Origin of the sequence: Bradyrhizobium sp. LjRoot220 (assembly GCF_964252915.1) — a bacterium.
In the GTDB taxonomy this organism is placed as follows: Bacteria; Pseudomonadota; Alphaproteobacteria; order Rhizobiales; family Xanthobacteraceae; genus Bradyrhizobium.
The window spans coordinates 383,261-395,227 of the sequence record NZ_CAXUPS020000005.1; the positions used below are offsets into that span (position 1 = coordinate 383,261).

The 11,967-nt window shown below is 63.5% G+C and carries 12 protein-coding genes; 5 read left to right on the forward strand and 7 right to left on the reverse strand.

Going from position 1 to position 11,967, the window contains the following annotated elements; all coding sequences use genetic code 11:
* Nucleotides 1-3 precede the first annotated feature (3 nt).
* The gene (locus ACSQ84_RS23050; RefSeq protein ID WP_436213996.1) at nt 4-1,617 is read left to right on the forward strand and encodes a phosphoenolpyruvate carboxykinase; all 1,614 of its coding nucleotides are present in this window, start codon (nt 4-6) and stop codon (nt 1,615-1,617) included.
* 143 nt (nt 1,618-1,760) lie between these two features.
* Here the strand turns inward: ACSQ84_RS23050 and rocF are convergent, their stop codons facing one another.
* From rocF to ACSQ84_RS23065, 3 genes are all read right to left on the reverse strand, one after another.
* Nucleotides 1,761-2,732 carry an arginase gene (gene rocF, locus ACSQ84_RS23055; protein ID WP_436213997.1) on the reverse strand — a complete coding sequence of 324 codons (972 nt, stop codon included), beginning with the start codon at nt 2,730-2,732 and terminating at the stop codon, nt 1,761-1,763.
* A 49-nt stretch (nt 2,733-2,781) separates the two neighbouring features.
* Nucleotides 2,782-3,597, reverse strand: a complete 816-nt coding sequence (locus ACSQ84_RS23060; RefSeq protein WP_436213998.1) for an acyl-CoA thioesterase — start codon at nt 3,595-3,597, stop codon at nt 2,782-2,784.
* A gap of 229 nt (nt 3,598-3,826) precedes the next feature.
* Nucleotides 3,827-6,358: a glycogen/starch/alpha-glucan phosphorylase gene (locus ACSQ84_RS23065; protein WP_436214096.1), complete on the reverse strand. Its 2,532-nt coding sequence runs from the start codon at nt 6,356-6,358 to the stop codon at nt 3,827-3,829.
* A gap of 195 nt (nt 6,359-6,553) precedes the next feature.
* On the opposite strand from ACSQ84_RS23065, the gene ACSQ84_RS23070 reads away from it, so the two are divergent.
* Nucleotides 6,554-6,784: a hypothetical protein gene (locus tag ACSQ84_RS23070; protein WP_436213999.1), complete on the forward strand. Its 231-nt coding sequence runs from the start codon at nt 6,554-6,556 to the stop codon at nt 6,782-6,784.
* 151 nt (nt 6,785-6,935) lie between these two features.
* Nucleotides 6,936-7,265: a DMT family transporter gene (locus ACSQ84_RS23075; RefSeq protein WP_211999553.1), complete on the forward strand. Its 330-nt coding sequence runs from the start codon at nt 6,936-6,938 to the stop codon at nt 7,263-7,265.
* A gap of 29 nt (nt 7,266-7,294) precedes the next feature.
* Here the strand turns inward: ACSQ84_RS23075 and ACSQ84_RS23080 are convergent, their stop codons facing one another.
* Entirely contained in the window at nt 7,295-7,789 is a 495-nt protein-coding gene (locus ACSQ84_RS23080; RefSeq protein ID WP_436214000.1) for a DUF3658 domain-containing protein, read from the reverse strand.
* A 134-nt stretch (nt 7,790-7,923) separates the two neighbouring features.
* Here ACSQ84_RS23080 and ACSQ84_RS23085 point away from each other — a divergent pair, with 134 nt between their 5' ends.
* A complete protein-coding gene (locus ACSQ84_RS23085) occupies nt 7,924-8,355 on the forward strand; it encodes a hypothetical protein (RefSeq protein WP_436214097.1) in 432 nt (143 codons plus the stop codon).
* A gap of 137 nt (nt 8,356-8,492) precedes the next feature.
* Here the strand turns inward: ACSQ84_RS23085 and ACSQ84_RS23090 are convergent, their stop codons facing one another.
* Nucleotides 8,493-9,275, reverse strand: a complete 783-nt coding sequence (locus ACSQ84_RS23090) for a DUF2865 domain-containing protein (protein WP_436214098.1) — start codon at nt 9,273-9,275, stop codon at nt 8,493-8,495.
* A gap of 319 nt (nt 9,276-9,594) precedes the next feature.
* Nucleotides 9,595-10,158, reverse strand: coding sequence for an orotate phosphoribosyltransferase (gene pyrE, locus ACSQ84_RS23095; RefSeq protein WP_436214001.1), 564 nt, complete (start codon nt 10,156-10,158; stop codon nt 9,595-9,597).
* A gap of 203 nt (nt 10,159-10,361) precedes the next feature.
* Between pyrE and ACSQ84_RS23100 the strand changes: the two genes are divergently transcribed.
* Entirely contained in the window at nt 10,362-10,988 is a 627-nt protein-coding gene (locus ACSQ84_RS23100) for a glutathione S-transferase family protein (protein WP_436214002.1), read from the forward strand.
* 173 nt (nt 10,989-11,161) lie between these two features.
* On the opposite strand, the gene ACSQ84_RS23105 is transcribed toward ACSQ84_RS23100, so the two are convergent.
* Nucleotides 11,162-11,794: a LysE family translocator gene (locus ACSQ84_RS23105; RefSeq protein ID WP_436214003.1), complete on the reverse strand. Its 633-nt coding sequence runs from the start codon at nt 11,792-11,794 to the stop codon at nt 11,162-11,164.
* Nucleotides 11,795-11,967 lie beyond the last annotated feature (173 nt).

Consider the following 11,967-nt stretch of genomic DNA (forward strand, 5'->3'; position numbering starts at 1 on the left):
TTCGTGCAAGAGACGGGTCTACGTAACGGCGCCTTCGGCGCCGATAAATTCGGTTTAAGAAAGCTCAAACAGGTTCACTGGAATCTGGGAGCGCCGCAGCTCTACCAATATTCGCTAAGCGCCGGCGAAGCCGTGCTCTCTGCCGATGGCGCGCTGTGCGCCGACACCGGCGAGTTCACCGGCCGCAGCCCGAAGGACAAGTTCACGGTGCGCGACGCCTCCACCGAGAAGATGTGGTGGGCCGGCAATCAGTCGATCACCTCGGAGCAGTTCGACGCGCTCCATGCCGACTTCATCAAGCACGCCGAAGGCATGACGCTGTTCGCGCAGGATCTCTGTGGCGGCGCCGATCCGAGCTTCCAGATCAAGACCCGCGTGTTTACCGAGCTGGCCTGGCACTCGCTGTTCATCCGCACGCTGTTGATCCGCCCCGACGCGTCGGCGTTGGAAAACTTCGTGCCGGAGCTGACCATCATCGACCTGCCGAGCTTCCGCGCCGATCCCAAACGCCACGGCGTGCGTTCGGAGAACGTCGTCGCGATCGATTTCGCCCGCAAGATCGTCCTGATCGGCGGGTCTTATTATGCCGGCGAGATGAAGAAGAGCGTGTTCACCACGCTGAACTATTATTTGCCGGCCAAGGGCGTGATGCCGATGCACTGCTCGGCCAATGTCGGTCCCGACGGCGACAGCGCGATCTTCTTCGGCCTGTCCGGCACCGGCAAGACCACGCTGTCGGCCGACCCCAAGCGCACGCTGATCGGCGACGACGAGCATGGCTGGGGCAAGGACGGCATCTTCAATTTCGAAGGCGGCTGCTACGCCAAATGCATCAAGCTGTCCCAGGAAGCCGAGCCGGAGATCTTCGCCGCCAGCAAGCGCTTCGGCGCGGTGCTTGAAAATGTCGTGCTCGACGAGCGCACAAGGGTGCCCGACTTCGACGACGGCTCAAAAACGGAAAACACCCGTTCGGCCTATCCGCTCGACTTCATCCCGAACGCCTCGCGCACCGGCCGTGCCGGCCAGCCGAAGAACGTCGTGATGCTGGCCGCCGACGCGTTCGGCGTGCTGCCGCCGATCGCAAAACTGACCCCGGCGCAGGCGATGTATCACTTCCTGTCCGGCTACACCGCCAAGGTCGCGGGCACCGAGCGCGGCTTAGGCAACGAGCCGCAGCCGGAATTTTCGACCTGCTTCGGCTCGCCGTTCCTGCCGCTTGATCCGTCCGTTTACGGCAACATGCTGCGCGAACTGATCGCGAAGCACAATGTCGATTGCTGGCTGGTCAACACCGGCTGGACCGGCGGCAAATACGGCACCGGAAGCCGGATGCCGATCAAGGTGACCCGCGCGCTGCTGACCGCGGCGCTGAACGGCTCGCTACGCAATGTCGAATTCCGCACCGACAAATATTTCGGTTTTGCGGTGCCGACGGCGCTGCCGGGCGTGCCCAGCGACATCCTCAACCCCGTCAGCACCTGGAAGGACAAGGCCGAGTTCGACAAGACCGCGCGCGCGCTGGTCGGCATGTTCCAGAAGAACTTTGCCAAGTTCGAGGCCCAGGTCGACGCCGACGTCCGCGCCGCCGCACCGGATCTCAAGCTCGCCGCGGAGTGAGGCGCTAACATCGATGTCGTCCCGGCGAACGCCGGGACCCATACGCCGCAGCCTCTCGATTAGAGCGCCGTGGGTCGATACCTTGTTCGATAATCAACACCTGTGGTTATGGGTCCCGGCGTTCGCCGGGACGACGATGGATTCTAGCTGTTGCCGGGCAATACCGCGTTGGTCGGCGTCCGCCGGTCGGTGATCTGCAGGCCGAACAGGCTGCCGATCAACTCCACCGCGACGCGCGCGGTGCGGCCGCGCTCGTCGAGGAACGGGTTGAGTTCGACAATGTCGACCGAGCACACCAGTTCTGAATCATGCAGCAACTCCATGATCAGATGCGCCTCGCGATAGGTGGCGCCGCCGGGAACGGTGGTGCCGACACCCGGTGCGACCGCCGGATCGAGAAAGTCGACGTCGAAGCTGAGATGCAGCACGCCGTTTTTGGCCTTCACGCGCTCGATGACGCGCCGGATCAGCACGCCGACGCCGAACTCGTCGAGCGCGCGCATGTCGGCAATCGCGACGCGGCGCTCCTGGACCAGCTTTTTTTCCAGCGGATCGATCGACCTGATGCCGAACAGGTCGAGCTGATCCGTCGTGATCGACGCGCGCGGCTGATCGCCGAGCAGATCGTCAAGCCCGGCTTCGCCACACAGGAACGCCGAGGCCATGCCGTGCATGTTGCCGGTGATGGTGGTGTCGGGCGTGTTGTAGTCGGCATGCGCGTCGAGCCACAGCACGAACAGCGGCCGGCCTTGCTCTTTCCAATGCCGCGCCACGCCATTGACCGATCCCATCGAGAGCGAGTGGTCGCCGCCCATGAAGATCGGCACGGCGCCGGAACGGGCAAGCTGGTAGGCGCGCTCGCTGAGCAGGCGAACCCAGGTTTTGACTTCATCGTAGAATTTGGCGTTGGGGCGCGGCGGCCCGTCCGGCGTTACCGCGGGTATGGCAAGATCGCCGTGATCCTCGACGGCAAATCCCAATTGATCGAGCACGCGCGCAATACCCGCGGTTCGCAATGCCGCGGGTCCCATCAGCGTTCCCGCTTGCGAAGCGCCGATCTCGATGGGGATGCCGAGCAGGGCGATATCGGGCTTTTTGGCGTCGGGTTCGGACATGAGCCGCCTTCCAGTCGTAGGGAACGGAAGATGAGGCCCGTATGTTCCCTTACGCCTTGAAATACGCGATTTGCGTCGTGGTTGCGAGCAGGCGTCCGTTCGGCGACCACAGTTCGCCGTTCTGATCGCCATAAGACTTGTGGAAAATCTTGGCGTCGGCGACCGCCAGGACGCGCGTGATGTCTTCCGCGGCGAGATCGGCGGCGTCGGCGTGGAAATAGGTGGTGAGCGACACCGTGCCGAACGGCACCAGTTCGCGTCTGGCGTGGAAGATGCGGCCGAAGAATGCGTCCGACATCGACATCAGCGACAGCGCGTCGATCTTCCGCGGCACCCGGTCGCCGAGCCACAGTTTCGAGAACGAATTCGGCTCGGCCGACGACGCCGAGCCCCAGCCTGGTTCGCCCTCGATGAAGCGGAAATCATACTGCTTGACCCAGGGGGCAGCGACTTTTCCGTAAGGCAGCGTCTGCTCATAGGGTTTTGCTGGCGGAAACGGCGCCTGCGGGTGCGACCAGGACGGGCGGCGCTCGGCGAACACGGCGGTAGCCAGCGTTGCCACCTCGCCGCCGCCTTGCGTCATCTCCACACACCAGTGCTGCGTCGAGCGGTTGGCCTTGACCAGGCGTACGTCGAGATCGAAGGCGCCTTGCGCGATCGGCGCGCAGAAATTGACTGTCAGCGACAGCGGATCGCCTGCTCGTTGCGGATGATCGATCAGCGCGCGCAGGATGGTCGCGGCAGTGGCGCCGCCGAACGGGCCGACAAAGGCCCAGTAATCCTCGCTGGTCTTGCCCCGCCAGCGGCTGTCGCCGGCGGTAACCTGCGTGGCGTCGTCGAAAAGATGCGGTGTCCTGGTGAGCATGGAATTCTCCGGGGATTGCCGTGCAGTATCACCGCAACTGGGTCGAATTCAATGACGTGACAGGTAATGGCTCTTGGGAGAACTTCTCCGTCATGGCTGGGCATAGCCGTCCGAAGGACGGCGTCGCTTCCGCTCGCCTACGCCCGGCCATCCGCGTCTTCCTTGCGGCGCTATCGCGAGACGTGGATGCCCGGGACGAGCCCGGGCATGACGACCCGAGAGGGGAAATTCAGCCCGACGCCCCGCGCTGGACTTCCTGCGCCGGCGCGGCCGCGGTCGGGAGCACTGGCACGTGCCAGATATCCTCGGCATATTCGCGGATGGTGCGGTCGGAAGAGAACCACGGCATCCGCGCCACGTTGAGGATCGAGGCCCGCGTCCATGCCGGCATCACCTGCCAGCGCGCGTCGATGCCGCGCTGGGCTTCGTAATAGGAATCGAAATCGGCGGCGCACATGTAGTGGTCGAATTGGCGCAGCGTGTGACCGATCGCCTCGAACCGGGCCGGGTCGCCCGGGGAGAAGTCGCCGCTCTCGATCGCGCTGATCGCCCGCGACAGCCGGGGCGAGCGGCGGATCACGTCGGAGGCATCGAGCCCCTGCCGGCGCCGGACCATGACGTCGCCGGCTTCCATGCCGAAGATCGCGATGTTTTCCGCGCCGACATGGTCGCGGATTTCGATGTTGGCGCCATCGAGCGTGCCGATGGTCAGTGCGCCATTGAGCGCGAGCTTCATGTTGCCGGTGCCGGACGCTTCCATGCCGGCGGTCGAGATCTGTTCTGATAGATCCGCCGCCGGGATGATCACTTCGGCGAGGCTCACATTGTAGTTGGCGAGGAACACGATCTTCAGCCGCCCCGCGACCACGGGATCGTTATTGACGATCTCGGCGACGTCGTTGATCAGCTTGATGATCAGCTTGGCGGTGCGGTAGCTCGCCGCCGCCTTGCCGGCGAAGATTTTTACCCGCGGCACCCAGTCGCGCTGGGGTTCGTCCCTGATCGCCTGATACAGCGCAACCGTTTCGAGGATGTTGAGTAGCTGCCGCTTGTATTCATGGATGCGCTTGATCTGGACGTCGAACAGCGCCGACGGGTCGACCTTGATGCTGAGGCGCTCGCCGATCACCCGCGCCAGCGCCAGCTTGTTCTGCAGCTTGACGTCGCGGAACTGCTGCTGGAACGAATTGTCGCCGCAAAGCTCTTCGAGGCGCTGCAGCTGCGAGAAATCATCGAGCACGGCTTCGCCGCAGGTCTTGCGCAACAGGCCGGTCAGTTTCGGATTGGCCAGCATCAGCCAGCGCCGAAACGTGATGCCGTTGGTCTTGTTGGTGATGCGCGCCGGATAAAGATGGTTGAGATCGTGGAACACGGTCTCCTTCATCAGGTCGGAATGCATCGCCGAGACGCCGTTGATGCGGTGCGAGCCGACAAAGGCCAGTTGTCCCATCCGCACCCGGCGGCCGGAACGCTCGTCGATCAGCGATACCGAGGCGCGGAAGTCGATGTCGCCGGGGCAGCGTTGCTCCGCCAGTGCCAGATGCGCGGCATTGATGCGGTAGATGATTTCCAGATGCCGCGGCAGCAGCCGCTCGAACAATTCGACCGGCCAGGTCTCGAGCGCTTCCGGCAGCAGCGTGTGGTTGGTGTAGGACAGCGTCGCGACCGTGATCTTCCAGGCTTCATCCCAGCGGAAATTGTGCAGGTCGACCAGGATCCGCATCAGCTCGGTGACGGCAAGGCTCGGATGGGTGTCGTTGAGCTGTACGGCGGCCTTTTGCGCGAGGCTGCGCAGCTGCCCGTCGGCGGCGAGGTGCCGCTTGACCAGATCCTGCAGCGAGGCGGAGACGAAGAAATATTCCTGGCGCAGCCGCAATTCGCGGCCCGCCGCGCTCTCGTCGTTCGGATAGAGGAATTTGCAGATCGATTCCGCGCGCGCTTCCTCGGCCACCGCGCCGAGATAGTCGCCGGTGTTGAAGGCATCCAGCCGCAGCGGATCGGGCGAGCGCGCCGACCACAGCCGCAGCGCGTTGACGTGTTGGCCGCGCCAGCCGACGATCGGGGTGTCGTAGGCGACGGCCTGCACGGTTTCGCCGGGATGCCAACTCGCGCGTTCGCGCCCCTTGTCCTCGACATGGGTGACATGGCCGCCGAAATGCACCTGGTAGACCACCTCGGAGCGCTGGAATTCCCAGGGGTTGCCGAAGCCCAGCCACTCGTCGGGATATTCCTGCTGCCAGCCCTGTGCGATGATCTGGCGGAACAGGCCGAAATCGTAGCGGATGCCGTAGCCGATCGCGGGGATCGCCAGCGTTGCCATGCTTTCCATGAAGCAGGCCGCGAGCCGCCCGAGGCCGCCATTGCCGAGCGCGGCATCGGGTTCGCATTTGCGCAAATCCGACAGATCGACGCCGAGATCGCCGAGCGCGGCCTCGAACACCGGCAGCAGGCCCATATTGTTCAGCGCGTCGGTGAACAGCCGTCCGATCAAAAATTCGAGCGAGAGGTAATAGACCCGCTTGCGGCCGGCGTCGTAGTTGTCCTTCTCGGCGGTCAGCCAGCGGTGCACGATGCGGTCGCGCAGCGCCAGCGCCGCGGCCTTGTACCAGTCGCGCTTGGTCGCCATGCCGGCGTCCTTGCCGATGGCAAGCCGCAGCTTGGCGAGGATCGCGCCCTTGATTTCGGTCAGCGCCAGCTCGTCGATCGGCTGACCCGGCGCCGAATGGTTTTCTGGGAGCGCTTGTTCTTGCAACGCGTCAATCCCCGCAGTTGAGACTCACAAAAGGATACCCGCCTTGCACCGCAACAGGAACTGTCCAAAGGTTTGTTGTGCACTGCGTTGGTATGTTTTTATGCAAGGACTGGGCCGATTTGACGGCCTCCGCGCCCCTGATTTCAGTGCTAGAATGGCGTTCGAAAGCGATGATTTCACGCCAGTTCAGGGGGAGATCCCGCCATGAGATTGATCATCGAGATCGCCGCTGCCACGCTTTTGATGGTTTGCATCAGCGTCACCAGCGCCGCGTTCGCCGCCGGCAAGACCGGCAGGAGCGCCGACGGATTGGGCTGCTCCTTCAGCGTCGCGAAGAACGCAGCGCCGGCCGCGCGCTGCGCTGCGATCAAGCGGCAATGCGGCGGAAAATTCTACGCCAATTATTGCGGCGACAAGATGCTGTCGGCGATGTGAACGCGTTTTGATCGCCGTTTCTTGTCGCCTTGGCGCGGACGCAGCGAAGGCCATCCGGAACCCGTGATCCCCTCGTATCGATCAGGACCGAATAGACGCTCGTGCTCTGTGCGAGTCGTCAAAACATCACATGCCTCTGCTAGCAGGCGGCATGACCTATCTCTATTTGGGCATCGCGATTCTCTCGGAAGTCGTGGCGACAACGTTCCTGAAACTGTCCGATGGCTTCAGCAAGCCGCTGCCATCGCTGGTCACGGTCGCGGGTTACGCGGTGGCGTTTTACTTTCTGTCGCTGACCCTGCGAAGCCTGCCGACCGGCGTGGTCTATGCCGTCTGGTCGGGCGTTGGCGTCGTCCTGATCGCCACGATCGCCTGGGTGTTCCAGAGCCAGAAGCTGGATACGGCGGCGCTCTGCGGCATGGGCCTGATTGTTTCCGGAGTCGTCGTGATCAATCTGTTTTCCAGCGCTTCGTCGCAGTGAACCGGCTCTGGCTGCCTGCGAATCGTCGCTCACCGGCTCCTCAACCGCACCTCGCTATGCCGCCATGCGCGAAGATCCCCTGCGCTCTCGATACTTCCGGCTTCAGCCAGTGCTTGAATGCGCGCAGACAACATTTGCGCATCGACGGGCCATGCAAGCGCTTTGCAGCGAATAAGGAGGTCGCTGATAATTCGGGCAGTCTTCCGCCAATTCGGATCCAGGACGGAAAAGATCAACTGGTCGAGGTCGGCTTCGGACACGGACCTGGGAAGCACAACGTTCTCCCATCGCAGGTGCGAATCGATGGCAGGCTCTTCGTCCGACGGCGGTCGCAAGTCCGGATAGCGATTGTAAACGGCCCGCAAGAGCTCGAAATGCAAAGCAGAAACGATATCTCCAAGGGGGTCGGCGAGCGCTGCCCGATCCTGCTGTTCAAGGGTCAATATGACCGCGCTCGCTCGGTCTATGGCGGCCGCAGCATCGTGCAAGTGCTTGGCAATGTCGGCGGCTTGCATCCGGTCCATCGTCCCATCCCGCTATTTCGATTGATTGGAACAAATTAAGAACACTTTAGCAAGTCTTTGATATATCATTGTGATTCGGCGCAGTGCCGACACAATATCTATGGTCTATCACTGGTATCGAGGACTACATGTCCATGTCCACCATCGCCTTCGATCAATTCGCGCTCACCCGTATCGCCGATTTCGCGCGCTCGCTGTCGCGCCTGCATCAGGCCTCGCGCCGCCAATCGGTCGACGACGACGCGATCGACCGTGAGTTCAACGCCGTCTGCATGTCGGTGTGGGGCTACACGACCGACGATTTCAGCGACGAGCTGTTTTCGATCGCCGACCACGCCTGGCTCGATTCGCTCGATGAGGCCCATGCGCGGATCTTTGCGGCGGAGCAGGGCTACGACCTCGTCGACGATCAGGGCATGCTGACCGACTGGTGGGGCTATTGCTGGATGATCCTCGCCGAAAAGCGGGGCTTGCTGACGCCCGAGAACCGCGCCGCGGCGCGCGCGGCGATCGAGGAAAAATATTTGTCGGCGCCGAATGTAATTGGGGTGATCGTCGGGCGGTGAGTTTGCATTCGTCATTCCGGGATGGTCCGTAGGACCAGACCCGGAATCTCGAGATTCCGGGTTCGATGCTGTGCATCGCCCCGGAATGACGGCCTTGATACGCATCGATGCCTATCGCTGACTCCTGCGATCGGCCGTCAATTCACTTCCGCGCGCTTCGCCGCCTTCGGCGTTGCGCTCTTCGGCACCACGCTCGCCGGCATCGCGATCTCGTTCCTGGCTTCCGGCATCACGGTTTCACCGACCATTTCGGCGCTGACCGGCGCGACCTTCATTTCACCGAGCCGCGCGCGGACGCTGGCGGTGAGGCCGGGATAGGAGGCGACAGGCGTGAATTCGGCGGTCTGCTCGGCGCCTAGGCGGACGCCGGTATAGGCCACCAGGCCATCGGCGGTAGCGACGACATCGCCCGAGCGCAGCGAGGTGTCGAGCGCGAGGTCGACCGGCGCGAGGCCAGTCGGGCTTCTGCCGTTGCAGGTGCAATCGGCGCGCAGCGCCTTGCGGTAGGCGAAGGCGTTTTCACTGTCGGCGTAGCGCTCGCCATTGCTGGCCGACGCACTGTCGATGTTGCTGCCATAAAACACCTTGGTGGTGCTGGCCGGGCAGAACGCCTGGCACATCTGAACCGGCGTGGCATTGCCGCGCGTGGTCAGCGGAAAATATTTGCCGTCGCAGCTGCGGACGCAGAAGGCGGGTCCCGAGCCGGCAACACGCGGCGCCGGTGCGGGCTGGGCTGGCGGCTGATTGAGACCGAACGGATCGGCAAAGAAATTCGCCTGCGGGGCGGCTTGCCGCGCCTGCTGTTTCTGGCCCCCGCCAAAGAACATGTCGAACAGGCCTTCGGCAGATACGCTGCCGGGCACCAGAATCATGGACCCTGCAAGCATGGCGGCGGCAACGGATATCGCGCGGCGCCGCATGCGCGAAAAAGCCAACTCTGTACGCAACGCTAACTCCACCCAACGCAACTCGACGCACCGACGCGCGACAGGCGTCAGCGAGATTCACCATAATCGGGGATGGTAAACGAGCTATGAGCAGGGGTAGGAGGGCGAGAAAAGAAATGCGTTTCTTCTCCCTCTCCCGCGCTTGCGGGGAGGGCGGGGTGGGGGCGTTGCCGCGAGTCGGACCGTTCGTGTGGAGAGAGCCCCCACCCGGCACGCTTGCGCGCGCCGACCTAAGAGCAAGCTTCGCTCGTCTCGACCCCGCAAGCGGGAGAGGTAAGAGAGTGACTCGAAATCAACCCTTCAAAAATTCACCGGCCCTGTACAGCGAGCGAAATTGTATCCCCGCTTCGGCGAACGCTTCGCTCGCGCCTTCTTCGCGGTCGACCATGGTGAATACCAGCACGATCTCACCGCCGGCCTCGCGCACCGCCTCGGCCGCCTTCAGCGCCGAGCCCCCGGTCGTGGTGACGTCCTCGACGATCACGATGCGCTTGCCTTGCAGGCTCTCGCCCTTGGCAAGACCCTCGACCGCAAGGCGGGCGCCATGTTCCTTCGGTTTCTTGCGCACGAAGAACGCCGCGATCGGATGGCCCTTGAGCCAGGATAGCTGCGCGATCGCGCCGGCCAGCGGCACCGCGCCCATTTCCAGCCCGCCGACGTAATCCAGCTCGTCGTCCTTCAGCGCCTCGTAGGTCAGTTCCGCCAGCAGGGCCGCGCCCTCGGGGTCGAGCATGGTCGGCTTGAGATTGAAATAGAAGTCGCTCTTGCGGCCCGAGGCCAGCGTGATCTCGCCGCGGCCGAACGATCGCTTGCGGATGATCTCGGCGAGACGGGCACGGGAGGCTGACTTGGACAAGGCGTATTCCCAAAGGTTCGAGGCGGGCGGCAATCTATCGGTGCTTTCCCTTTCATTCCAGAGCCGATCCGGCCCAATCAACAGGGCGCGGCAATCTGCCGGGCCCCCGCCTCGCGCAGGGAGGCCCCTTCGGAAACGGCGGTTGTAAGGCCACAAGCTTCCGCGCTACGGGAAGCCCAAGCCTTATTGGGGGGAAACCGGTCATGACCATCGAACTGCACACCTGGAACACGCCGAACGGCCGCAAGATATCGGTCGCGCTGGAGGAAATGGGGCTGCCCTACAAGGTGATCCCGGTGAACATCGGCAAGGGCGAGCAGATGGCGCCCGCTTTCCTCAAGCTCAGCCCGAACAACAAGATTCCCGCGATCGTCGATCCCGATGGACCGGACGGCAAGCCGGTCAGCATTTTCGAATCCGGCGCGATCCTGCTTTATCTCGGCGAGAAGACCGGCAAGTTCCTGCCCAGGCCGCTGGCGCAGCGCATCCCGGTTTATGAATGGCTGATGTGGCAGATGGGCGGTTTCGGGCCGATGCCCGGCCAGGTGCACCATTTCATCGCGCTGGAGAACGAGACCGACCGCGCCTACGGCGTGAAGCGCTACATGGATGAAACCCGCCGGCTCTATGGCGTGCTGGACCGGCGGCTCGACGGCCGCGAGTTCGTCGCGGACGCGCTGTCGGTCGCCGATTTCGCCATCCTCGGCTGGGCCTGGCGCCATCCCCGCCACAAGGTGGAACTGAAGGATTTTCCCAACGTCGAACGCTGGTACAACGCATTGATGGCCCGCCCGGCGACCAAGCGCGGCATGGAAGCCAAGCTGGATTGAGGGCACTATTGTCGTCGCCCGGCTTGACCGGGCGATCCAGTACGCCGGGTCGTTGCGGATTGAGGACAACGGGCGAATGCGGCCCGTGCAGTGGTTCACTTCGCCTGCTCTGGAATACTGGGTCGCCCGGCTTGCCGGGCGATGACAGCCCGCGGTGTTGCGACGGCCTCGTCTCACGCCCTCTTCTCCAACGCCATCTTCACCGCCAGCCCCGCCAGCACGGTGCCCATCAGCCAGCGCTGCACCAACAGCCAGCTCGGCCGCGTGCCGAGAAACAGCGCGATCGATCCGGCGGCGAGCGCGATCATGGCGTTGAGGCTGACGCTGATGACGATCTGGATCGCGCCCAGCGCCAGCGACTGCGTCAGCACGCTGCCCACAGCGGGATCGATGAACTGCGGCAGCAGCGCCAGATAGAGCATCGCGATCTTCGGGTTCAGCAAGTTGGTGACAAAGCCCATCGCGAACAGCTTGCGCGGACCGTCCACCTGCAACTTCTTCACCTGGAACGGCGAACGGCCGCCCGGCTTGAGTGCCTGCCATGCCAGCCACAGCAAATAGGCTGCACCCGCAAACCGCAGCGCGTCATACGCATAAGGCACCGCGAACAACAGCGCGGTGATGCCGAACGCCGCGCACAGCATGTAGAACACAAACCCGAGCGCCACGCCGCCAAGCGAGACGATCCCTGCCGCGGCGCCTTGCGTGATCGAACGCGAGATCAGGTAAATCATGTTCGGCCCCGGCGTCAGCACCATGCCGAGCGAGACGAGCGCGAAACCGAGCAGGGCTGAGATGTGAGGCATGAGGGACTCGCGGGAGGAAACGCGCGTTTTTAGCGTGCGTCCCGCCGCGGTGTCATTTCGTAAATTGCACGGAGAGCAATTCTGGCGGCGAAGGTAGCGGCGCCGCGCTCCTCTCACCGTCATCGCCCGGCTTGACCGGGCGATCCAGTAATCACCGACCTATCCGATAGGCG